This window comes from Actinocrinis sp. (assembly GCF_035650855.1).
Lineage (GTDB): Bacteria > Actinomycetota > Actinomycetes > Streptomycetales > Catenulisporaceae > Actinocrinis.
Genome location: NZ_DASRGV010000128.1, coordinates 1 through 21,745 on the forward strand (window position 1 = coordinate 1; position 21,745 = coordinate 21,745).

The window sequence follows — 21,745 nt, forward strand, 5'->3', positions numbered from 1 at the left end:
CGGCGAGATCGGCGGCGACGCCGAGGAGCGGGCCGCGGCGTACATCCAGGAGCACATCACCAAGCCGGTGGTCGGCTACGTCGCGGGCTTCACCGCCCCCGAGGGCAAGACCATGGGCCACGCCGGCGCGATCGTGTCCGGGTCCTCCGGCACCGCGCAGGCCAAGAAGGAAGCGCTGGAGGCCGCGGGCGTGAAGGTCGGCAAGACGCCGTCCGAGACCGCGCGGCTGATGCGCGAGATCGTCGAAGCGCTCTGAGCAGCACGACGGCACGCTCTGCGTGTACCGGGCGCGGTAACGCCTTGACGCTGTAGCGATCGCGGGCGCGCTCGTCCTTCACTCGGGTGAAGAACGGGCGCGCCTGCGCTGTTTGCGCAAGTCTCGGCGCCCAGCATGGGTGCCATGGCCGACAGCCCGCAGCCGCCAGTCGACTCCCCGGCGCCGCCCGAGACCGCGCCCGAGTCTGGATCAGAACCGGGATCAGAGCCCGGATCAGAGCCAGAAGACTGCGTATGGCTGGACCTTGATCCCGGCTACGACGACTTCCCGCCCACCGGGCTGTCCGGTCGTGCCGCCGCGCTCCGGGCCAAGGCCGCGCACCTGCTGGACCGCGCAGCGCGGGCCGTGGTCGAGCACGCGTCCGAACTCGTGGTCGGCGCCGCGACCGCCGTGGTCATCGCGGCCGGCGGCTGGCTGGTCGCGGCCGCGCTGACGCTCGCGGTATGGGCGATGGCGGCGCCCACGGACGGGTCGTACGCGGCGCCGCTGCACGTCGCCGGGCAGCTTTGGCTGGCCGCGCACCACGTGCTGTTGCAGACCCCTGACGGCCCGTTCGGGCTTTCCCCGCTCGGATTCACCATCCTGCCCGCCACCTCGCTGCTGCTCGCGGGAAGGTACGCCGCACACCGCTTCGGCGCGGGCCTCTGGTCGCTGGTCGCCGTCGCCGCCTGCTACCCGCTCGCCGCGCTCGCCATCGCCTGGAGCGCCGCCTCGGGTTCGCTGCACGCCGCGGTCGGTGCGGCCGCCGGCTATTCCTGCATCATCGCCTGCTGCGCGTTCGGCGCGGGATTGCTCAGCGTTCACACCCCGAGCCTTGAGCGATGGGCCGCTACGGCCGTGCGCGCCGGCGCGGCGGCGCTGGCCGTGTTCGGGTGCGGTGCCGCGTTGCTCGCCGCGCTCGCGGTCGGCCTGCGCTTCACCGAGGTGGCGCAGCTCGGTACGACGATCGGACAGGGCGCCGCGGGCGACTTCGGCCTGTTCCTGATCGACCTCGCGCTCGTGCCGAACCTGGTGGTCTGGGCGTTGAGCTACCTCGCCGGACCGGGGTTCGCGGTGGGCGCGGGCAGCTCGGTCTCGGTGCGCGGATCAACGCACGGGGCGCTGCCGGGGCTGCCGCTGCTGCAGGCCGTGCCGCATCCCGGTGCCGCCTCGCCGTGGCTCTACCTGGTCTTCGCCGTCCCGCTGCTGGCCGGCGCCGCCGCGGTGCTGATCATCGGCCGCTCGCTGCGCGGATTCACGGACCGGGCCGCCGCGCTCGGCGCGGCGCTTCCCACGGTCGGCGCCCTGGCCGCGGTCGGCGCGGTGCTCTCCGGAGGGCCCGTCGCGGCGGGCGCCATGGCGGTCGTCGGCCCGATGCCGTGGGAGGTCGGGCTCGCGGTGGTGGCGGAACTCGGCTCCGTGGCGGTCGTCGGCTTCGGGTTCTGGTACCTGCTCGACTACTTCCGCGCCAGGAGGCGGCCGCTATTGGGTGCGCACGACGACGGAGCGGGCGATCTTGTCGGACCAGGTCTGCCGCTTGCCGTCCCAGAGCGGCCAGAGCAGGTTGAGGACGCCGGGCAGGATGCAGGCGACCCAGAACAGCCAGTTGAGGAAGAGCCGCAGGAAGCCGAAGCCGGCCCCGACCGGCTGCCCGTCGGCGAGGCGGGCGAGCCGGATGCCGAGGACCCGCTTGCCGTAGGACTGGCCGCTGCGCCCGGCCCGGACGGCGTTGACGACGGCCCAGATCAGCCCGAGGAAGCTGAGGAGGCCGAAGATGACGTCGAGGGTGACGCTGCGGGTGGCGCCGGCGATCCAGCCGGCGACGATGGTGGGCCCGTTGTCGAGGGCGAAGGCGCCGGCGCGCTGTCCCCAGTCGGCGAGCGGGGGCATTCCGACGGGTAGGCCGCTGCCGGGATAGCCGTAACCCTGCTCGTAGGGCGGCGGGGGAGGAGCGGCCTGGTAGGCGCCGTAGGTTCCGCCGCCCGCGTACTGAGTGCCGCCAGACTGAGTGCCGCCGTACGAGGGCTGCTGCTGGCCGTATTGCGGTTGGCCGTACTGGGGCTGGTCGTACGGCTGTCGCCCATAGCCGGGCTGATCCTGCGGCTGCTGATAGGCCTGCTGCTGCGGCGGCGGCTGATGCTGATAAGGGCTCTGCTGCGCGGCTTCCTGCGCGGTCGGCGCCGCGAAACCGGTCTGCGGCTGCTCGGCCATGCCAGGGATCTGGTCCTGCACCGGTCCCTGCGCCGGGTCCTCGATCGGCGGCAGCGGGGGAGGGACCGCCGAGTACGCGGTCTCGCCGACCTCGTCGCTCTGCGGCTGGTTCGGCAGGTCGCGCAGGGCGTCACGGGCCGCGGTGGCCTCCTGCTCGGACGGCTCCGGCTTGCGCTCCGGCTGCTGCGGCTGATCCGGTGTGGTGCTCATCCGCTCCTCCTGACGGGTTCCCTCTCTCCATCGTCAGGCTTTGCCGGATCCGGCACATTCTCCAGTGCTCTGAACGGGTATTAACCCAGAAAGCCGAAGCGGTGCAGCTGCCACAGCCAGGATCCGGCCACGAGCACCGTGCCGCCGAACCACCGCAGCCGGGAGGGCAGCCGGTTCAGCGTCCCGAACGGATCGAAGGCCAGCAGCGGCGCGGCGAGGAACACCAGCGTGGCGACGACGGTCACCGGGTTCGCCGCGAGAGCCGCGCCCCAATGCCCCGCGCCCGCCTCCATGAACACCGTCGTCGAGCCGCAGAACGGACACGGCACGCCGGTTACGCGCCGCAACGGGCAAAGCGCTCCCGGATCGTGGTTCTGATGCACCCAGGCCGCCGCGACCGACGCCACCGCGACCGCGCCGAACCGCAACGCGAAGGTCCGCGGACTGCGCCGCAGCGGGGCGAACGCGCTCACCGCCGCCCCGCCCCGGCCGACGAAGGTGCCAGTGCCGGCGGCGGGTTCGGGACCGGCCGCGCCGCTCACGGCAACGCGGCCAGCGAGTTCTTGAACTCCTCCTGGCAGACGCTCTGCCCGGCGATCGTGTTCGCCGCGCGCATGCAGTCCGAGTACTGCCGCAGCTGCGGGAAGAAGATCAGCGAATAAGACACGATGGCCAGCGCGATCAGCGAGGAGATGCTGCTCCACACGACCGACGCGACGGCCTCCGGCGCGCGCTGCGACTTGCGCAGGGCGTCGCGCTGCGCGAACGTCCCGAACCACAGGCCGCCGAGCGACATCACCAGGCCCGCGCACGCGCCGATCAGCCAGTCCGGGAAGTTGCGGTAGCCGTTGAGCAGCGTGATCAGCGTGCATACCGCGCCGCCGACGGCCAGGCCGCGAGCCCAGCGGGTGCGCAGGCTCAGCGGTGGGCGCTTGGCGGGTTCCTCCCCGCGCGGCTGCTGCGGCTGGCGGGGCGGCTGCGGGGGCCGATAAGGCGACCGCGGATCGAACTGCGGAGGGCGCTGACCTGGCTGGTTGTACCGGTCGGGGTCGAGCCACGGGGCCGGCTGCTGCGGGCTGCCGTACGGGCCGAGCGCGGGACCGGGACTCTGGCCCGGCTTGCGCGCCGGACCGTTCGCGGGCACGTTGCCGGGCTGTGGCTGCTGCTGCGGGGCGCCAGGCACTTGGCCGGCGTCGGCCTGGCCCTGATCGCCCGGCTGACCGGATTGCCCGTCCGGCGCAGGCTGCCCCGGCTGCTGCTGCGGAGGCCGCATCCCCGGAGCGTGGTTCGGCCAGTTCGCCTGATCCGGAGTGGGCGGCGGCAGCGGCGGCATGGCGGCCGGCGGGAACGGTGCCGGGGAGGGCGGCGCGAAGTTCGGCGGCACCGGCCCGGGCTGGCCGAGGAACCACGGCGCGGGCGCCGGCTGCTGCGCCGACCACTGCGGCACCGGGAGGTTCTGGCCGTGCTCTTGGGCCTCGCCTTGTTGAGCACTGCCTTGTTGAGCTCCGCCTTGCCGGGCATCGCGCTCTCGTTGGGCGCTGTGCTCTTGAGTACCGCGCTCCTGCTGCTCGGGCGATCCCTCGGGTCGCGCCTGCTGACCCGCTTGGACCTGTGTCCCTTGCGCCGCCTGCGCGGCGTCGCGACCGCTGTCCGACGACGGTCCGCCGCTCTCGTTGTCGGGCTTGTCCTGACGGGCAGGGGCGTCGGTCACAGTGTTCGGCTCCGTAGTGACGGGAGAATGTGCGGTGCGCCGCTACCGTATCGCTGGCCGAGGTAGCGCATGGCTTGAATTGGTCTCCTCACCGTACCGCTAGCTATCGTTGGCCACATCCCGCTGGTCCGGCCCACGGCCCGGCCGCCGGGCGACTCAACTCAACACTGACCTGAAAGGACGCCGCGGTCGTGGCTTCCCCAACTCAGCAGTCAATCGCTCCCTCCCATTATCCGCCCCCGCACTCTCGTGCGGCGCGCCTCGTCGTGCTGGTTTCCGGCAGCGGCACCAACCTTCAAGCCCTGCTCGACGCCGCGGCGGATCCGGCGTACGGCGCGACGGTCGTCGCGGTCGGCGCGGACCGGGACGGCATCCTGGCCCTCAAGCGCGCCGAGGACGCGGGCGTGCCTACCTTCGTGTGCCGGGTGAAGGACCACCCGGACCGGGCGGCCTGGGACCGCGCTTTGCGTGACGAGGTCCGGCGGCACGCCCCCGACCTGGTCGTCTTGGCCGGCTTCATGAAGCTGGTCGGCCCCGACTTCCTGGCCGAGTTCGACGGCCGGATCGTCAACACCCATCCCGCCCTGCTGCCCTCGTTTCCGGGCATGCACGGCGCCCGCGACGCCCTCGCCTATGGCGTGAAGGTCACCGGCTGCACGCTCTTCGTCGTCGCCGCGGGCGTCGACGACGGGCCGATCATCGCCCAGGCCGCGGTCCCGGTCGAGGACGGCGATGACGAGGAGAGCCTGCACGAGCGGATCAAGGTCGCCGAGCGGCGGCTGCTCGTCGAGCAGGTCGGCCGGATGGCGCGCGAGGGCTGGACCATCCTGCCCGCGCCGGCCGCCGCGCCGGCCCCGGCCTCCGCTCCCTCTTCCTCCCTCACCACCCCTGGCAGCACCGCTGCTCCCTCTCTTGGCCCGCTCGGCAACCGGAAGGTGACGATCCCGTGAGCACCCAGCTCCCCATCCGTCGCGCGCTGGTCAGCGTGTACGACAAGACCGGACTCGAGGAGCTCGCGCGGGGGCTGCACGCCGCCGGGGTCTCCCTCGTCTCCACCGGCAGCACCGCGGCCCGGATCGCCGCCGCCGGCGTCCCGGTGACCGAGGTCGCCGAGCTGACCGGCTTCCCCGAGTGCCTCGACGGCCGGGTCAAGACCCTGCACCCGAAGGTGCACGCCGGCATCCTGGCCGACCGCCGCCTGCCCGAGCACGTGCGGCAGCTCGACGAGCTCGGCATCGAGCCCTTCGACCTGGTCGTGTCGAACCTCTACCCGTTCACCCAGACCGTGGCCTCGGGCGCGCAGCCGGACGAGTGCGTCGAGCAGATCGACATCGGCGGACCGTCGATGGTGCGCGCCGCCGCGAAGAACCACCCGAGCGTCGCGATCGTGGTGGACCCGGCGCGTTATCCGGACGTGCTGGCCGCGGTTGAGGGCGGCGGCTTCACCCTCGAACAGCGCAAGCGGCTGGCCGCCGAGGCGTTCGCGCACACCGCCGCGTACGACGCCGCCGTGGCGTCCTGGTTCGCCTCCGACTACGCCCCCGCCGACGAGTCTCCGTTCCCTGACTTCGTCGCCGCGACCTACAAGCGCTCCGCGCTGCTGCGCTACGGCGAGAACCCGCACCAGGCCGCCGCGCTCTACACCGGCGGCGGCGCGGCGGACAGCGACAGCCTCGCCAACGCGGAGCAGCTGCACGGCAAGGAGATGTCCTTCAACAACTACGTGGACACCGACGCGGCCCTGCGCGCGGCCTACGACTTCGCAGAGCCCTGTGTCGCGATCATCAAGCACGCCAACCCCTGCGGCATCGCGGTGTCCCCGGTGACTCGAAACGGCGCCGGGGGCGACATCGCCGAAGCGCACCGCAAGGCGCACGCCTGCGACCCGGTCTCCGCGTTCGGCGGCGTGATCGCGGCCAACCGGCCGGTCTCCGCCGAGATGGCCCGCCAGGTCGCCGAGGTGTTCACCGAGGTCATCGTCGCCCCGGACTACGAGGACGGCGCCGTGGCGATCCTGTCCGCGAAGAAGAACATCAGGCTGCTGCGCACCTCGGCCAGCGCCCGGCGGGCCACCGACTTCCGCCAGATCTGCGGCGGCATGCTGCTGCAGGCCGGGGACAACTTCCAGGGCCCGGGCGACGACCCGGCCGGCTGGAAGCTGGCCGCCGGTCCCGCCGCCGACCCGGAGACCCTGGCCGACCTGGCCTTCGCCTGGCGCGCCGTGCGCTCGGTCAAGTCGAACGCGATCCTGCTGGCCTCCGGCGGCGCGGCGGTCGGCGTCGGCATGGGCCAGGTCAACCGGGTGGACTCGGCCAGGCTCGCGGTCTCAAGGGCCGGGGAGCGCGCGGCCGGTTCGGTGGCGGCGTCGGATGCCTTCTTCCCGTTCTCAGACGGCCTGGAGATCCTGATCCAGGCCGGGGTCAAGGCCGTGGTGCAGCCCGGGGGTTCGGTGCGTGACGCCGAATCGCTCGCGGTCGCCGAGGCGGCCGGAGTGACGATGTACCTGACCGGCACCCGCCACTTCGCGCACTGACAAAGGGACCGAACGAAACCGCGGCGGCGAGCTTTCCGGCTCGCCGCCGCGGTCGCGTCTTCGGATCGCGGCTCAGTTGAAGAAGCTGTTGTCCATGCACCGGTCCACCTGGGAGAGGCCGGTGTTGGGATCGGGCGTCGAGTCCTGCTGCGAGCAGTGCGCCGCGGTGCTGAACAGCCATACCAGGAAGACGACCTCGACGAGGTTGACGACGATGCTCACAATCGAGGTGACCAGCCCGGCGATCGCCATGCCCTTGCCGCCGCCGAGACCCCGCTTGACCCTGCGCAGCGCGATGATCGAGAAGACAAGGCCGACGATCCCGATGACGCCGCCGACGTAGAAGAGCGACGTGCACAGACCCACGATGCCGAGCACCATGCCGGTGATCGCCAGGCCGGTGGGCAGCCCGGGGGCCATAGGCATCATCGGGTATGGATATGGATACCCGTACGGCGCAAACCCGGCATTCGGCGGCGGATAGCCTGAACCGGCCTGATAGGGCGCGTCCATCGACGGCGGCGCCCCGAAAGGCGGCGGGGGCATCGATTCGGACGACTCGGACACGGTTCCCCCTGCTGGCTGCGGCTGGTAGTACGCACACGTACTCGGCGCGCGAGTCTACCGCCCGCATCTGCGAGAATGGTCATCATGACGGCGACGATTCTGGACGGCTGGCTGACCGCGGAGGAGATCCGCCAGGACCTGGCCAAGCGGGTGCAAGTGCTGGCCGAGCGCGGCATCGTGCCCGGCCTCGGCACGCTCCTGGTCGGCGACGACCCCGGATCGCACGCCTACGTGACCATGAAGCACCGCGACTGCGCGAAGGTCGGCATCCACTCGATCGACCGGCGCCTTCCGGCCAACGCCACGCAGGAAGACGTCGAGGCCGCTGTCGCCGAGCTCAACGCCGACCCCGCCTGCCACGCCTACCTCGTGCAGCTGCCGCTGCCCAAGGGGCTCGACGAGTTCCGCGTGCTGGAGCGGGTCGATCAGGCCAAGGACGCGGACGGCCTGCACCCGCTCAGCCTCGGCAAGCTGGTGCTCGGCGAGCCGACCCCGCTGCCCTGCACGCCCTACGGGATCGTGGTGCTGCTGCGCCGCTTCGGGGTGGAGCTCGACGGCGCGGAGGTCGTGGTCGTCGGCCGCGGCATCACGGTCGGCCGCCCGCTCGGCCTGATCCTGACCCGCAAATCGGAGAACTCGACCGTCACGCTGTGCCACACCGGCACCCGCGACCTGGCCGCGCACACCCGCCGCGCCGACATCATCGTCGCCGCCGCAGGGGTGCCCGGCATCATCAAGCCGGACATGGTCAAGCCGGGCGCGGCGGTCCTCGACGTCGGCGTCTCGCACGTGGACGGCAAGCTCACCGGGGACGTAGCCCCGGGCGTCGAGCAGGTCGCCGGCTTCGTCTCGCCGAACCCCGGCGGCGTCGGCCCGATGACCCGCGCGCAGCTGCTCACGAACGTCGTCGAGGCCGCCGAGCGCACGCTGTAACGCACTTACGCGAGAGGCGCGGCGGATCGCTCCGCCGCGCCTCACCGTCTTTGTCGCCTTACTGCGCTGCTCTCTTCTTCTCCTGCTTGGCGCTCATCGGTTCCGCCGCCTCGGCGACCGCTACCGTTTCGGTCTCCGCGGCCGTTTCAGTCTCGGCGATGGCCTCGGCCTCGGCGACCACTTCGGTCTCCGCCTGCGCTACGTCCTCCTCCGCCACATCCTGCAGCGCCGCCGGCTCCTCGATCGGCCGCGGCTCCAGCCACAGCGCGCCGAGCGGGGGAACCCGCAGCACCGCGCGCGCCGGCCAGCCGTCCTGGCCCTCGTCGATCGCGTAGACCTGGCCGAAGTTGCCTACGCCCGAGCCGCCGTACTGCTCGGCGTCGGTGTTGAGCACCTCGGACCAGACCTGCGCCCGGTCGGTGCTCAGCGGCAGCGGCAGCGAGTAGCCCTCCCAGGGCACGCCGGCGAAGTTCACCACGCACACCAGCGGCCGCCCGTCGTAGGCCCAGCGGACGAACGCGAACACGTTGTGTTCCGCGTCGTTCGCGGCCAGCCAGGAGAAGCCGTTGCCCGAGGTGTCCTGCTCCCACAGCGCCGGACGCGCCCGATAGGCCGCGTTGAGGTCCTGAACCAGTCGGAAGACGCCGCGGTGCGCCGGGTTGTCCAGCAGCCACCAGTCCAGCCCGGCCTGCTCGGACCACTCCGCGTCCTGGGCGAACTCGCAGCCGGAGAAGATCAGCTGCTTGCCCGGATGGGACCACATGAACGCCAGATAGGCGCGCACGTTCGCCAGCTGCTGCCAGCGGTCGCCCGGCATCTTGCGCAGCAGCGAGCCCTTGCCGTGCACCACCTCGTCGTGGCTGATCGGCAGGATGAAGTTCTCGGTGAACGCGTAGACCAGCGAGAAGGTCATCCGGTTGTGGTGCCAGCTGCGGTTGATCGGCGCCTCGGCCATGTAGCCGAGCGAGTCGTGCATCCAGCCCATGTTCCACTTGAAGCCGAAGCCGAGGCCGTCCTGGTCGGTCGGCCGGGTCACTCCGGGCCAGGCGGTGGACTCCTCGGCGCTCACCGTGACGCCGGGCACCCGCTTGTACACGGTCGCGGTCAGCTCCTGCAGGAAGGAGACCGCCTCCAGGTTCTCCCGGCCGCCGTAGGCGTTCGGGTGCCACTGTCCCTCTTCGCGGGAGTAGTCGAGGTAGAGCATTGACGCGACCGCGTCCACGCGCAACCCGTCGATGTGCATCTCCTCGCACCAGAACAGCGCCGAGGCGACCAGGAAGTTGCGCACCTCGCGGCGGCCGAAGTCGAAGACCAGGGTGCCCCAGTCCGGGTGCTCGCCGCGCCAGGGGTCCGGGTGCTCGTAGAGCGGGGTGCCGTCGAACTCGGCCAGCGCCCAGGCGTCCTTGGGGAAGTGCGCCGGAACCCAGTCGATGATGACGCCGATCCCGGCCCGGTGCAGCGCGTCGATCAGGAACCTGAACTCGTCCGGGCCGCCGAGCCGCGCGGTCGGCGCGAAATACGAGGAGACCTGGTAGCCCCACGAGCCGCCGAAGGGGTGCTCGGTCGGCGGCAGGAACTCGACATGGGTGAATCCGAGCTCATTGAGATACTCAGGCAGCTGCTCGGCGAGGCCGCGGTAGTCGAGGCCCGGCCGCCACGAGGCCAGGTGCAGCTCGTAGACCGACATGGGGGAGCGGTACGGATCCCACTTCGCGCGCTGCTCCAGCCACTCGCCGTCGGTCCACTCGAAGTGCGACTCGTCCACGATCGAGGCGTTCGCCGGCGGCATCTCGCAGCGGCGGGCCAGCGGGTCCGCCTTCTGCCGCCACACCCCGTCGCGGCCGAGGATCTCGTACTTGTACCTGGCGCCGACTTCCACGCCGGGCACGAACAGCTCCCACACCCCGCTCGACCCCATCGAGCGCATCGGGTGGCTCGTGCCGTTCCAGTAGTTGAAGTCGCCCACCACGCGCACGCCGCGGGCGTTCGGCGCCCAGACGGCGAACGAGGTTCCGGTCGGCGGGTCGAACGGCGAGTCGGCCGGCGACTCGAACCGGCGCACCCGCGAGCCGAGCACCTCCCAGAGCTGCTCGTGCCGGCCCTCGCCGATCAGATGCAGGTCGATCTCGCCGAGCGTCGGCAGGAAGCGGTACGGATCGTCGAGCGTGACGGTCGCGTCGCCGTACCCGACTTCGAGGCGGTAGTCGCCCAAGGCGAGCGGCAGCACCGCGGCGAACAGCCCCTCGCCCTCGGCGATCAGTTCGTACCGCTCGCCCCCGGCGGTCAGCACCGCCACGGTCTCGGCGAACGGTCGCAGCACGCGTACCAGCGTGCCCTCGGGCTGTGCTCCCTCCGCCTGTGGATGCGCGCCGAGCAGCCGGTGCGGATCGTGCACGGCTCCGTCAAGCAGGGCCCTGCGTTCCTCGTCCGCCATCGGCGCCGCTGGGGTCGCACCGCGGGCGGCGGAGGATGAAGAAGTGCCGCCGGTCCCGTCTGAGGAGCGGTCCTTGCCGCCGCCGTCGCCTGCCCGGCCCGCGATCCGCTGGTCGTCCCGCACGGTCAAAGCGCCCACGTCCCTGTCTCGTTCGAGCGGTCCCTCAAGGCCCGTTTCTCCGTTTTCCACGATGCCATGCACGGCAGTCGGGTGAGGTGCGACGCGCTACCCGGCCGCTCCTCATCAGGAGTTTGGCGCAGCGGTCCGGCACAGTCACGGGGAATCGTGCGTCGAGTGTTCGAGCGATCGAGTGGTCGGGCGGTGGCGCCGCCGGTCAGGCGACCAGGCGGTCGAGCGCTCCGCTCTTGACGTCCGCGACCAGCGCGGCCAGCTGAGCCAGCGACATCTGCACCCGCTGGCCGAAGTCGTCGGCGAGCACGACCCGCCGATCGTCGTCGGCGCCGTGGTCGAGGAACAGCTCCGGGCAGCCGCAGCTGCAGTTGCCGCAGAAGACGGCCACGGACTCCAGAACGGGGGAGGAGGGGACGGAGGGCGTAGCCGGGGAAGCAGTCGGTTCGATCATCATCGCCTCGCGCTGTATGAACGGAAAATCGGTCTTGGGGAACAGCGATCCGTGGCCAGTTTGGAGCCTAAAGTCAGGACAACCCCACAGCTACGGGCCAATCGGGGCGTTTTCGATCATTCGGGTGCTTCCGCGCGCTCCGCCGCTGCTCCTTCACCACGCCGGGGGTGATCCGGCCCGCCGCGCCGCGCCCGTTTCGGCCGCGCGCCGCCCGCCGCCCCGCGCCCCGACGGGCGTCGCCGAGCCCTGTCACGTCCCCGCACGCCTGCCGGTCAGCTGCTGTGTGGAGCGGCCCGCCATGGTTTAGTGGTCTGCATGGAAGTCGCCTCCCGTCGCGACGGCGCCTCGATCGGCCGCACGTTGCGCGCCGTCGCGGTCGAGTGGCCGTTCGCCGTCGTCTTCACCACCGCGGCGATCGCGGTCATCGTGGTCTCGCTCGGCGCGCTCAAGCACGGGCTGACCCTGCTCGCCGCGGCCCTGCTGCTCGGCTCCGCGCTGCGCTTCGTGCTCTCCCCGGCCCGCGCCGGCCTGCTCGCGGTGCGCCGCCGCGGCGTGGACGTGGTGACGATGGCGCTGCTCGGAGTGCTGCTGCTGGTGGCCGCGCTGTTCGCGGACACCGTCTGAGCTGGGCCGCGGCGGCGCCCGCGCGGTCCTTTCGGCCCCGGTTACGACCTGGTTTCGCCCACACCGCACGACCGGGGTAGGCTCAGCCCCGACAAACTATCTTGACGCCAAGATAATCACCGTCGTGCGAGAAGGACCGTCACCATGTCCAAGATCAAGGTAGCCAACCCGGTCGTCGAACTCGACGGCGACGAGATGACCCGGATCATCTGGCAGTTCATCAAGGACTCGCTGATCCTGCCGTACCTCGACGTCGACCTGAAGTACTACGACCTGGGCATCGAGCACCGCGACGCCACCGACGACCAGGTCACCATCGACGCCGCGAACGCGATCAAGCAGTACGGCGTGGGCGTCAAGTGCGCCACCATCACCCCGGACGAGGCGCGGGTCGAGGAGTTCGGCCTGAAGAAGATGTGGAAGTCGCCGAACGGCACCATCCGCAACATCCTCGGCGGCGTCATCTTCCGCGAGCCGATCATCATGAGCAACGTGCCGCGTCTGGTGCCCAGCTGGACCAAGCCGATCGTGATCGGCCGCCACGCCTTCGGCGACCAGTACCGGGCCACCGACCTGAAGGTCCCCGGCGCGGGCACCCTCACCCTGACCTTCACCCCGCAGGACGGCTCGGAGCCCATCGAGCTGAACGTCTTCGACTTCCCCGGCCCCGGCGTAGCGCTGGCCATGTACAACCTCGACGAGTCCATCCGCGACTTCGCCCGCGCCTCGATGCGCTACGGCCTGAACCGCAACTACCCGGTGTACCTGTCGACGAAGAACACGATCCTCAAGGGCTACGACGGCCGGTTCAAGGACATCTTCCAGGAGGTGTTCGAGTCCGAGTTCAAGGCCGACTTCGAGGCCGCCGGGATCACCTACGAGCACCGGCTGATCGACGACATGGTGGCCGCCGCGCTCAAGTGGGAGGGCGGCTACGTCTGGGCGTGCAAGAACTACGACGGCGACGTGCAGTCCGACACCGTGGCCCAGGGCTTCGGCTCGCTCGGACTGATGACCAGCGTGCTGATGACCCCGGACGGCCGCACGGTGGAGGCCGAGGCCGCGCACGGCACCGTCACCCGCCACTTCCGCCAGCACCAGCAGGGCAAGGCGACCTCCACCAACCCGATCGCCTCCATCTACGCCTGGACCCGCGGCCTCGCGCACCGCGGCAAGCTGGACAACACCCCCGAGGTCACCGCCTTCGCCGAGGCGCTCGAGCGGGTCTGCGTCGCCACCGTCGAGGGCGGCCAGATGACCAAGGACCTCGCGCTGCTGATCTCCTCGGACGCCCCGTGGCTGACCACGCAGGACTTCCTCGGCGCGCTGGACGAGAACCTGAAGAAGGCCCTCGCCGCCTGAGCTGGGCAGACGCACGGCGCGTCCGTGCGCATGTAGTGCTTCTCACAGCCGGGTCGGCCCGCTGCCGCGCGGGTCGGCCCGGCCGCAGGAGTAGCGTTTCTCGCAGGTATCCAGAACCGTTAGACCCTTCCTATCGGCCCAGACAACGTCGTCTTCGGTGTCGGCGTCTCCGGCACCGCGGCGCAGGAGAACGCAATGACCCGCACCCCCGTCAACGTCACGGTCACCGGCGCCGCCGGGCAGATCGGCTACTCGCTGCTGTTCCGGATCGCCGCCGGCGACCTGCTCGGGCCGGACGTCCCGGTCAAGCTGCGGTTGCTGGAGATCCCGCAGGCCGTTAAGGCGGCCGAGGGCGTCGCCATGGAACTGGACGACAGCGCCTTCCCGCTGCTGGCCGGGATCGACATCTTCGACAACCCCACCGAGGGCTTCGCCGGGGCGAACGTCGCGCTGCTGGTCGGCGCGCGGCCGCGCACCGCCGGCATGGAGCGCGGCGACCTGCTCTCCGCCAACGGCGGCATCTTCAAGCCGCAGGGCGAGGCGATCAACGCCGGCGCCGCCGACGACATCAGGGTCCTGGTCGTCGGCAACCCGGCGAACACGAACGCGCTGATCGCCGCGAGCCACGCGCCGGACGTGCCCAAGTCCCGGTTCACCGCGATGACCCGGCTCGACCACAACCGCGCCATCGCGCAGATCGCGAAGAAGGCCGGCGTGCCGGTCACCGAGATCAGCAACGTGACGATCTGGGGCAACCACTCGGCGACGCAGTACCCGGACCTGTTCAACGCCAAGATCTCCGGCAAGAACGCCGCCGAGTACATCAGCGACCAGCAGTGGCTGGAGAGCTCCTTCATCCCGACCGTGGCCAAGCGCGGCGCCGCGATCATCGAGGCGCGCGGCTCCTCCTCCGCGGCCTCCGCCGCCTCCGCCGCCCTCGACCACGTCTTCACCTGGTTCAACGGCACCGCCGAGGGCGACTGGACCTCGATGGGCGTCGTCTCCGACGGCTCCTACGGCGTGCCCGAAGGCTTGGTCTCCTCCTTCCCGGTGACCACCCGGGGCGGTGACTTCGAGATCGTCCAGGGCCTGGAGATCAACGAGTTCTCCCGCGGCCGCATCGACGCCTCCGTCAAGGAGCTGTCCGACGAGCGCGACGCGGTCCGCGAGCTCGGCCTGATCTGACCGTAGGGTTTTCCCTCGCCGTCGCCGACTGTCCGGGAAATTGGGCAGCCTCTCCCGGGCTGTCGGCGCTAGCGTGCGGTCACATGAGCAACATCGACGAGATCGCGGACGGGTACGTCGAGCGCGCCGCGGCGCTCAACCCGCTGGAGGCCACCTACGCCGGCATCCCCGGGTACGACGACCGCATGTCCGACCTGAGCCCCGACGGCTTCCGCGCCCGGGTCGAGCTGGATCGCACGACGATCGCCGCGCTGAGCGCGCAGACCGCTGACGGCGAGGGCGAGCAGGTCGCCAAGGACGCGATGCTGGAACGCCTCGGCCTGGCCGTCGAGTTCTACGACGCCGGCGAGGCCACCAGCGATCTCAATGTGCTGGCAAGCCCGCTGCAGGCGGTGCGCCAGGTCTTCGACCTCATGCCGGTCGAGGGCGAAGAGGCGCAGCGCAACCTCGCGCGACGGATGGCGGCCGTGCCGGACGCGTACGCGGGACTGCGGCGCACGCTGCTGGAGTCGGCGAAGAGCGGGCACGTCGCGGCGCGGCGTCAGGTCATCGAGTGCGCAAAGCAGTGTGCTGAGTGGTCCGGCCAGTCCGCCGCCGCGGCCGCGCAGGACGACGAGGCCGCGGGCCCCGGCTTCTACGCCGGACTGGTCGCACGCACCGGAGCCGAGGGTGCGCTGCGCGCCGAGCTTGACCGCGCGGCGCAGGCGGCGCGGGCCGCGACCGCCGAGTTCGGGACCTTCCTCGAAACCGAGCTGCTGCCCTTCGCTCCCGAGCAGGACGCCGTCGGCCGCGACCGCTACGCGCTCGCCTCCCGCTACTTCCTCGGCGCGGCCGTGGACCTGGACGACGCGTACGCCTGGGGCTGGTCCGAGGTCAAGCGGCTGGAAGCGGAGATGAACCGGGTCGCCGGGCTCATCGTGCCGGGCGGCAGCGTGGACGACGCCGTGGCCGCCCTCGACACCGAGCCCGGCCGCAAGATCGCCGGAAAGGCGGCCTTCCGCGACTGGATGCAGGAGCTGGCCGACCGCACCATCGCCGACCTGCACGGCCGGCACTTCGACATCCCGGAGCCGGCCCGCCGCATCGAGTGCATGATCGCCCCGACCAGCGAGGGCGGGATCTACTACACCGCGCCGAGCGAGGACTTCACCCGGCCCGGCCGGATGTGGTGGGCGGTGGCCGACGGCGTCGAGGAGTTCTCGACCTGGCGCGAGGTCACCACGGTCTACCACGAGGGCGTCCCCGGCCATCACCTGCAGGTCGCGCAGGCCGTCTACCAGCGCGAGAAGCTGAACCGCTGGCGCCGGGTGATGTGCTGGGTCTCCGGGCACGGCGAGGGCTGGGCGCTGTACTCCGAGCGGCTCATGGAAGAACTCGGATACCTCGAGGACCCGGCCGACCTGCTCGGCATGCTCGACGGGCAGATGCTGCGCGCCGCGCGGGTCGTCGTCGACCTCGGCGTCCACCTGCAGCTGCCGATCCCGGCGGGCACCGGCTGGCACGAGGGCGAGACCTGGAACGCCGAACTGGCCTGGGAGTTCCTGCGCGCCCACGTCCGCGTCGGCGACGAGATGCTGCGCTTCGAGCTCAACCGCTACCTCGGCTGGCCCGGCCAGGCGCCCTCCTACAAGCTGGGCGAGCGGATCTGGCTTCAGGCCCGGGAGGACGCGAAGGCGCGCAAGGGCGCGGCGTTCGACCTCAAGGAGTTCCACAGCCAGGCGCTCGCGCTCGGCAGCCTCGGCCTCGACCCGCTCCAGGCGGCGCTGGCCCGGCTGTAGCGCCCCGGCGCCAGCGATTCGCGGCCGCGATGCTCCCGGCGCTGAAGCTTTCACGGCGCTGGGAGCCACGCGGCCTCGGGAGCAGCGAATCAGTGTTCTGCCGATCGGCGGTGTTGCCTGGCCGGTCTCGCGGACATACCGTGCGAATTCGCGACGGGTGTCAGCTGATGGAGGACTCTGATGCGCAAACGGGGCGCCGTGCTTGCCGCCGGCTCGCTGCTGCTCGGGTTGGCCTTGGTACCGCTCTCTGCGTCGGCGAGCGCGGCGGGGACGCTTTCCTGCCGTGCCACGCCGACCTACCCGGATGTCTGGAACGTTGGCTTCGACTTCCAGTTCGTGGTCACGAACACCGGGACGGAAGCCTTCAACTCCTGGGTCATCACGTTCGACCTGCCACCCGGTGACGTCATCTACACGACGTGGAACGCCAGCGTCGTCCAGTCCGGACAGCACGTCGTCGCGCAAAGCTATGGCGGCTACGGCAGCTCGGTTCCGCCCGGCGGCTCGGTGTATGGCTTCGGAGGTGTCGCGCAGGGACCGGTCGTGGGCGGCTTCACGAACGTCACCTGTACCCCGGGCGTGGTTCTTCCGATCCAGTAGCGCCGTCGAGAGGGTTGGCGTCGGCGCGCTACCGCCGGTCGATCAGCCGGGAGAGCACCAGTACCGACTTGGTCTGCTGCACGAAGGGCGCCATCCGCACCCGCTCCAGCACCGTCTCCAGGTGCGCAGTGTCCCGGGTGCGCAGGTGCAGCAGCGCGTCCGCCTCGCCGGTCACCGTGTAGGCCGCGATGATCTCCGGATTGTCGGACATGGCCGCGCGAATGGTGTCCGGCGAGGTGCGGCCCGTGCAGTACAGCTCGACGAACGCCTCTGTGGTCCAGCCGAGCGCGGCCGGATCGACCAGCGCGGTGAACCCGGTGATCAGGCCCTCGGCGCGCAGCCGGTCCACGCGCCGCTTCACTGCCGGAGCGGACAGCCCCACCTGCGCGCCGATGTCGGCGTAAGCGGAGCGGGCGTCACGCAGCAGGCAGCCGATGATCCGCTCGTCCGTCTCATCCCTTCGCATTCGGGGATTTTAAAGCCCATTGAGAATTCATTGCCGTTTCCGGGGTCGCACCGGGAAATCCCGGTACGGCCCACACGCTGCCGGATCGGTAGACTTTTCCCATGGGCACAAGCACCCACCCACCGGGCGACCTGGACCCGGGCGCGCATAGACCGGCGTGCGCGCCACCGCGCAGGCTCCGGCGCGACCGCGCCCCGGAGCGAAGCAGGCAGGTGCAGCGCACGCCGTGAACCCGACCGTAGTCTCCTGTCTCGTCGTCCTCGCGCTGATCCTGATCGAGGCCCTGTTCGTGGCCTCCGAGATCGCCCTGGTCTCGCTGCGCGAGGGGCAACTCCAGACGCTCGCCGCCTCCGGCAGGCGCGGCGGCATCGTCGCGCGCCTGGTCCGCGACCCCAACCGGTTCCTGGCGACCGTGCAGATCGGCGTCACGCTCACCGCGCTGCTGTCCTCCGCGTACGGCGCGACCACCCTGTCCGAGAGCGCCAAGCGCGCGCTCATGCGGGCCGGGCTCGGCTCCGGCCTGGCCGGCTTCGTCGGCCTGGTCGGCGTGACGATGATCATCTCGTTCATCACGCTGGTGATCGGCGAGCTGGCGCCCAAGCGGCTCGCCCTGCAGCGCGCCGAGTCCACCGCGAAGGCCGTCGCGCCCTTCCTGCAGGGCATGGCGCGGATCTGCCGACCGGTGATCTGGCTGCTCTCCGTGTGCACCGACGGCGTCGTGCGCCTCTTCGGCGGCGACCCGAACGTCGGCCGCGAGCAGGTCAGCGAGGCGGAGCTGCGTCAGCTCGTCGCCTCTGCCGACACCCTCAGCACGGACGAGCGGCGCCTGATCGACGAGGTCTTCGGGGCCGGCGACCGGCAGCTGCGCGAGGTGCTGGTCCCGCGCACCGAGGTGGTCTTCCTCGACGGTGCGATACCGCTGGAGGAGGCCGCAGCGCAGATCGGCCGCCGGCCGCACTCCCGCTATCCGGTGACTGACGGCTCGTCGGACAACATCGTCGGCTTCGTCCACGTGCGCGACCTGCTCGCGCTGGACGCCCGCGACCGCGCCCGGCGCGTGGCCGACCTGACCCGCCCGGTGATATTCCTGCCGGAGACCAAGCACGTGCTCTCGGCGCTCTCCGAGATGCGCCGCGACTCCTTCCACCTGGCGATCGTGCTCGACGAGTACGGCGGCACCGCCGGCATCGTGACGCTGGAAGACCTCGTCGAGGAGGTCATCGGCGACATCCGCGACGAGTACGACGTGGCCCGCGCCCGCGTGACCAGGCTGCGCAACGGCGATCTCGAACTCGACGGCCTGATCAACCTCGACGACTTCCACGACGAGACCGGCGTCGAGCTCACCGACGGACCCTACGAGACGCTGGCCGGATACATCGTGGCCCGCCTCGGCCGGCTGCCCGCGGTCGGCGACCAGGTGGCCTTCGACGGCCTGCGGCTGACCGTGCACGCCATGGACGGCCGGCGCATCGCCAGAGTGCGGCTCACCCGCACCGAGCCCGCGTCCGAACCGCTGCCGGAACCGGCCCCCGAATCAGCCCCCGAGCGCGCCGCCGAGGCCGCCCAGGGGGCGCGCAAAGAGGGGTGAAGCGCCGCGTCGTCGTCTGCGACAATGGAGCGCATGTCGTCCGATCAGTCGCCTCAGTCGCAGACCGCCGCGCCGGCCGCCCGACCCCGGGTGTTCAGCGGCATCCAGCCCACTGCCAACTCGTTCCACCTCGGCAACTATCTGGGCGCGGTCCGCAACTGGGTGGCCATGCAGGACGACTACGACGCGCTGTACTGCGTCGTCGACCTGCACGCGATCACGGTCGAGCAGGACCCGGCGGTCCTGCGCCGCCGCAGCCAGATCGCCGCCGCGCAGCTGCTCGCCGCCGGCCTCGACCCGCAGCGCTGCACCCTGTTCGTGCAGAGCCACGTGCCGGAGCACGCGCAGCTCGCCTGGGTGATGAACTGCATCACCGGGTTCGGCGAGGCCTCCCGGATGACCCAGTTCAAGGACAAGTCGGCAAGGCACGGCGTCGGTGCGGCCACGGTCGGCCTGTTCACCTACCCGATGCTGATGGTCGCCGACATCCTGCTCTACCAGACCGACTACGTCCCGGTCGGCGAGGACCAGCGCCAGCACCTCGAGCTGAGCCGCGACCTGGCCCAGCGCTTCAACGGCCGCTACGGCGAGACCTTCGTGGTGCCCAAGCCGTACATCATCAAGGACACCGCCAAGATCCTCGACCTGCAGGACCCGACGGCGAAGATGTCGAAGTCCGCCGAGTCCGAGGCCGGCTTGATCGAGCTGCTGGCCGACCCGAAGGTCAACGCGAAGAAGATCAAGTCCGCGGTCACCGACGCCGAGCGGGAGATCCGCTTCGACGAGGAGAACAAGCCCGGCATCTCGAACCTGCTGCGCATCTACAGCGCGCTGGACGAGCGCAGCGTCGAGGATCTGGAGCGCTCCTACGAGGGCCGCGGCTACGGCGACCTGAAGAAGGACCTGGCCGAGCTGGTGGTCAGCACCTTCGGTGCGTTCAAGGAGCGCACCGAGGCGGTCCTGGCCGAGCCGGACAAGCTGGACGCGATTCTGGCCGAGGGCGCAGAACGGGCGCGCGCTCTGGCGGCCCCGACCCTGGCCGCAACTTATGACCGCATGGGTTTCCTGCCCGCCGCCCCGGCCGCCTCGCGGATCGGCTAACGTGCTGACTCGATGAGTACGATCGGCATACTCCTGGCGATCCCCGAACCGTACGACGGCGAGCTGCGCGCGCGCCGCCGCGCCTACGGGGATCCACAGGCCGAGATAGTGCCGATGCACGTGACCCTGCTGCCGCCCACCGAGGTGGACCCGCGGGTGGCGGAGCAGGTCGAGGGGCACCTGGCAGCGATCGCCGCGCGCGGCCGGCCGTTCACCATGCGGCTGCGCGGCACCGGCACCTTCCGCCCGGTGTCCCAGGTCGTCTTCTTGCGGGTCGAGCGCGGGCTGCTGGAGTGCATCGAGCTGGAGGCCCAGGTGCGCGCCGGGGTGCTGGAGCGGGCGCTGCAGTTCCCGTACCACCCGCACGTGACTGTCGCGCACGACTTGGGCGACGCCGCCCTGGACGCGGCGCAGGCCGACCTGGCCGACTACGAGGCCGAGTTCGAGATATCCGGCTTCGGCCTCTACCAGCTGGAGCCGGAAGGGATGTGGCGAGCCGTGCGCACCTTCCCCTTTCCTTCCGTGGTGCGCGCCGCCGCCTGAGGGCGTCACCGTCTGAGGGCGTCACCGCCTGAGGGCGTCACCGTCTGAGCGCGCCACTGCCTGACATCCCGTCGCGCCCCGCTAACCTTGGCGCGTGGCGGTCGGCGGCATTAACACGCGAATCAGGGCGCTGTTCGGAACGTTGCACGTCGGCTCGCGCGTCAAGGCCCGTATCAGCCCGTGGATCGATCGCGCCGAGCGCACTACCGCCGGCCGGGCCTTCACCCGCTACCGGACCCAGCGCGGCAGCCGCCTGGCCGCGGCGATCACCTACTCGGCCTTCCTCTCCCTCTTCCCGCTGCTCGCGGTCAGCATCGCGATCACGGCCGCGCTGCTCGGCAACTCAGGCATCGAGCATCTGCGCGACCGGATCGAGAACAACGTCCCCGGGCTCGCCGACAAGCTGCCGCTTGACGGCGTCGTCAGCAACGCGGCCACCATCGGCGTGGTCGGCGGCCTGCTGCTGGTGTGGACCGGCCTGTCCTGGGTCAACGCGGCCCGCGGCTGCCTGCGCACGGTCTGGGAGGTCGAGGACATGCCCGGCGGGTTCGCCGGCCGCAAGCTGGCCGACCTCGGGTCGCTGATCGGCCTCGGGCTCACGGTGGTGGTCTCGCTCGCCGCGTCGGCCGCGACCTCCGCGCTCGCCAGCAGCGTGCTGCGCCACCTCGGCATCGCGGACACGCCCCCGGCGCGCGTCTTCCTGTGGCTGCTCGGCACGGCCGTCGGCCTGATCGCCTCGACGGTCATGTTCGCCTACTTACTCGCCGGGATCCCGCGCCTGCGCGTCCCGCGAGCCCTGCTGCTGCACACCTCGCTGGTGGCGGCGATCCTGTTCGAAGTCACCAAGCGCCTGGTGGGCGCGTACCTGGACCGGGTCGCGGGCAAGACGCTGTACGGCGCGTTCGGCGTCCCGGTCGCGGTGCTGCTGTGGCTCGACATCACGTTCCAGGTGCTGCTGTTCCTATCGGCGTGGACCGCGATCCGTACGCTGGACCGGCCCGCTACACAGGCGCAGGGTTCGGCGTCCGACGCCTGACCGGCCGACCCGCGATGTTCC

At 71.1% G+C, this 21,745-nt stretch carries 19 protein-coding genes and 3 pseudogenes; 15 read left to right on the plus strand and 7 right to left on the minus strand.

The features are described from left to right. Together VFB40_RS10075 and VFB40_RS28510 are read left to right on the plus strand one after the other, a co-directional pair. Positions 1–256, plus strand: a pseudogene (locus VFB40_RS10075) (succinate--CoA ligase subunit alpha); the annotation flags it as partial. Positions 257–400: 144 nt separating this feature from the next. After that, a pseudogene (locus VFB40_RS28510) lies at positions 401–1,678 on the plus strand (cell division protein PerM); the annotation flags it as partial. 60 nt (positions 1,679–1,738) lie between these two features. On the opposite strand, the gene VFB40_RS28515 reads toward VFB40_RS28510, so the two are convergent. Beyond that, entirely contained in the window at positions 1,739–2,146 is a 408-nt protein-coding gene (locus VFB40_RS28515; RefSeq protein ID WP_349261422.1) for an RDD family protein, read from the minus strand. A gap of 156 nt (positions 2,147–2,302) precedes the next feature. On the opposite strand from VFB40_RS28515, the gene VFB40_RS10085 reads away from it, so the two are divergent. Next, on the plus strand, positions 2,303–2,761 hold the full coding sequence (locus VFB40_RS10085; RefSeq protein WP_324849230.1) for a hypothetical protein: 459 nt from the start codon (positions 2,303–2,305) through the stop codon (positions 2,759–2,761). Here the strand turns inward: VFB40_RS10085 and VFB40_RS10090 are convergent. Then, entirely contained in the window at positions 2,758–3,219 is a 462-nt protein-coding gene (locus VFB40_RS10090; RefSeq protein ID WP_324849232.1) for a DUF2752 domain-containing protein, read from the minus strand. The two genes, VFB40_RS10085 and VFB40_RS10090, sit on opposite strands and share 4 nt — an antisense overlap. Then, complete coding sequence (locus VFB40_RS10095; protein WP_324849234.1) at positions 3,216–4,388, minus strand: hypothetical protein; 1,173 nt, start codon at positions 4,386–4,388, stop codon at positions 3,216–3,218. The genes VFB40_RS10090 and VFB40_RS10095 overlap by 4 nt, the downstream gene beginning before the upstream one ends. A gap of 215 nt (positions 4,389–4,603) precedes the next feature. Here VFB40_RS10095 and purN point away from each other — a divergent pair. Together purN and purH are read left to right on the plus strand one after the other, a co-directional pair. Then, positions 4,604–5,239: pseudogene (gene purN / locus VFB40_RS10100) on the plus strand (phosphoribosylglycinamide formyltransferase); the annotation flags it as partial. A gap of 95 nt (positions 5,240–5,334) precedes the next feature. Further along, positions 5,335–6,921, plus strand: a complete 1,587-nt coding sequence (gene purH, locus VFB40_RS10105; RefSeq protein WP_324849238.1) for a bifunctional phosphoribosylaminoimidazolecarboxamide formyltransferase/IMP cyclohydrolase — start codon at positions 5,335–5,337, stop codon at positions 6,919–6,921. A gap of 72 nt (positions 6,922–6,993) precedes the next feature. Here the strand turns inward: purH and VFB40_RS10110 are convergent, their stop codons facing one another. Continuing rightward, entirely contained in the window at positions 6,994–7,350 is a 357-nt protein-coding gene (locus tag VFB40_RS10110; protein WP_324849240.1) for a DUF4190 domain-containing protein, read from the minus strand. 222 nt (positions 7,351–7,572) lie between these two features. Between VFB40_RS10110 and VFB40_RS10115 the strand changes: the two genes are divergently transcribed. After that, positions 7,573–8,421, plus strand: a complete 849-nt coding sequence (locus VFB40_RS10115) for a bifunctional methylenetetrahydrofolate dehydrogenase/methenyltetrahydrofolate cyclohydrolase (protein WP_324849242.1) — start codon at positions 7,573–7,575, stop codon at positions 8,419–8,421. 58 nt (positions 8,422–8,479) lie between these two features. On the opposite strand, the gene glgB is transcribed toward VFB40_RS10115, so the two are convergent. Both glgB and VFB40_RS10125 read right to left on the minus strand, forming a co-directional pair. Continuing rightward, positions 8,480–10,855, minus strand: coding sequence for a 1,4-alpha-glucan branching protein GlgB (gene glgB, locus VFB40_RS10120; RefSeq protein ID WP_349261423.1), 2,376 nt, complete (start codon positions 10,853–10,855; stop codon positions 8,480–8,482). Between the two features lie 334 nt (positions 10,856–11,189). Then, complete coding sequence (locus tag VFB40_RS10125; RefSeq protein WP_324849246.1) at positions 11,190–11,441, minus strand: hypothetical protein; 252 nt, start codon at positions 11,439–11,441, stop codon at positions 11,190–11,192. A 312-nt stretch (positions 11,442–11,753) separates the two neighbouring features. Between VFB40_RS10125 and VFB40_RS10130 the strand changes: the two genes are divergently transcribed. The 5 genes from VFB40_RS10130 (at position 11,754) to VFB40_RS10150 (ending at position 16,987) form a co-directional block, all read left to right on the plus strand. Next, positions 11,754–12,062, plus strand: coding sequence for a DUF3017 domain-containing protein (locus VFB40_RS10130; RefSeq protein ID WP_324849248.1), 309 nt, complete (start codon positions 11,754–11,756; stop codon positions 12,060–12,062). Positions 12,063–12,206: 144 nt separating this feature from the next. Beyond that, complete coding sequence (locus tag VFB40_RS10135) at positions 12,207–13,424, plus strand: NADP-dependent isocitrate dehydrogenase (RefSeq protein ID WP_324849250.1); 1,218 nt, start codon at positions 12,207–12,209, stop codon at positions 13,422–13,424. A gap of 195 nt (positions 13,425–13,619) precedes the next feature. Continuing rightward, on the plus strand, positions 13,620–14,609 hold the full coding sequence (locus tag VFB40_RS10140; RefSeq protein WP_324849252.1) for a malate dehydrogenase: 990 nt from the start codon (positions 13,620–13,622) through the stop codon (positions 14,607–14,609). 83 nt (positions 14,610–14,692) lie between these two features. Next, the gene (locus VFB40_RS10145) at positions 14,693–16,387 is read left to right on the plus strand and encodes a DUF885 domain-containing protein (RefSeq protein ID WP_324849254.1); all 1,695 of its coding nucleotides are present in this window, start codon (positions 14,693–14,695) and stop codon (positions 16,385–16,387) included. A gap of 180 nt (positions 16,388–16,567) precedes the next feature. Then, positions 16,568–16,987, plus strand: a complete 420-nt coding sequence (locus VFB40_RS10150; RefSeq protein WP_324849256.1) for a cellulose binding domain-containing protein — start codon at positions 16,568–16,570, stop codon at positions 16,985–16,987. Between the two features lie 28 nt (positions 16,988–17,015). Here the strand turns inward: VFB40_RS10150 and VFB40_RS10155 are convergent, their stop codons facing one another. Beyond that, positions 17,016–17,453, minus strand: coding sequence for an Lrp/AsnC family transcriptional regulator (locus VFB40_RS10155; protein ID WP_324849258.1), 438 nt, complete (start codon positions 17,451–17,453; stop codon positions 17,016–17,018). Positions 17,454–17,679: 226 nt separating this feature from the next. Here VFB40_RS10155 and VFB40_RS10160 point away from each other — a divergent pair, with 226 nt between their 5' ends. The 4 genes from VFB40_RS10160 to VFB40_RS10175 all read left to right on the plus strand — a co-directional run bounded on the left by VFB40_RS10160 (position 17,680) and on the right by VFB40_RS10175 (position 21,724). Further along, positions 17,680–19,044 carry a hemolysin family protein gene (locus VFB40_RS10160; protein ID WP_324849260.1) on the plus strand — a complete coding sequence of 455 codons (1,365 nt, stop codon included), beginning with the start codon at positions 17,680–17,682 and terminating at the stop codon, positions 19,042–19,044. Positions 19,045–19,077: 33 nt separating this feature from the next. After that, positions 19,078–20,145: a tryptophan--tRNA ligase gene (gene trpS, locus VFB40_RS10165; protein WP_324849262.1), complete on the plus strand. Its 1,068-nt coding sequence runs from the start codon at positions 19,078–19,080 to the stop codon at positions 20,143–20,145. Positions 20,146–20,157: 12 nt separating this feature from the next. Continuing rightward, a complete protein-coding gene (locus VFB40_RS10170) occupies positions 20,158–20,688 on the plus strand; it encodes a 2'-5' RNA ligase family protein (RefSeq protein WP_324849264.1) in 531 nt (176 codons plus the stop codon). Positions 20,689–20,782: 94 nt separating this feature from the next. Then, positions 20,783–21,724 (plus strand): YihY/virulence factor BrkB family protein, encoded by a 942-nt coding sequence (locus tag VFB40_RS10175; protein WP_324849266.1) that lies wholly within the window; start codon positions 20,783–20,785, stop codon positions 21,722–21,724. Positions 21,725–21,745 lie beyond the last annotated feature (21 nt).

Coding starts and splice junctions, on each gene's coding strand:
- trpS (WP_324849262.1), top strand. CDS start 19,078: ATGTCGTCCGATCAGTCGCCTCAGTCGCAGACCGCCGCGCCGGCCGCC.
- glgB (WP_349261423.1), bottom strand. CDS start 10,855: ATGGCGGACGAGGAACGCAGGGCCCTGCTTGACGGAGCCGTGCACGAT.
- VFB40_RS10140 (WP_324849252.1), top strand. CDS start 13,620: ATGACCCGCACCCCCGTCAACGTCACGGTCACCGGCGCCGCCGGGCAG.
- VFB40_RS10155 (WP_324849258.1), bottom strand. CDS start 17,453: ATGCGAAGGGATGAGACGGACGAGCGGATCATCGGCTGCCTGCTGCGT.
- VFB40_RS10170 (WP_324849264.1), top strand. CDS start 20,158: ATGAGTACGATCGGCATACTCCTGGCGATCCCCGAACCGTACGACGGC.
- VFB40_RS10135 (WP_324849250.1), top strand. CDS start 12,207: ATGTCCAAGATCAAGGTAGCCAACCCGGTCGTCGAACTCGACGGCGAC.
- VFB40_RS10115 (WP_324849242.1), top strand. CDS start 7,573: ATGACGGCGACGATTCTGGACGGCTGGCTGACCGCGGAGGAGATCCGC.
- VFB40_RS10150 (WP_324849256.1), top strand. CDS start 16,568: ATGCGCAAACGGGGCGCCGTGCTTGCCGCCGGCTCGCTGCTGCTCGGG.
- VFB40_RS10130 (WP_324849248.1), top strand. CDS start 11,754: ATGGAAGTCGCCTCCCGTCGCGACGGCGCCTCGATCGGCCGCACGTTG.
- VFB40_RS10125 (WP_324849246.1), bottom strand. CDS start 11,441: ATGATGATCGAACCGACTGCTTCCCCGGCTACGCCCTCCGTCCCCTCC.
- VFB40_RS28515 (WP_349261422.1), bottom strand. CDS start 2,146: ATGCCCCCGCTCGCCGACTGGGGACAGCGCGCCGGCGCCTTCGCCCTC.
- VFB40_RS10110 (WP_324849240.1), bottom strand. CDS start 7,350: ATGATGCCTATGGCCCCCGGGCTGCCCACCGGCCTGGCGATCACCGGC.
- VFB40_RS10145 (WP_324849254.1), top strand. CDS start 14,693: ATGAGCAACATCGACGAGATCGCGGACGGGTACGTCGAGCGCGCCGCG.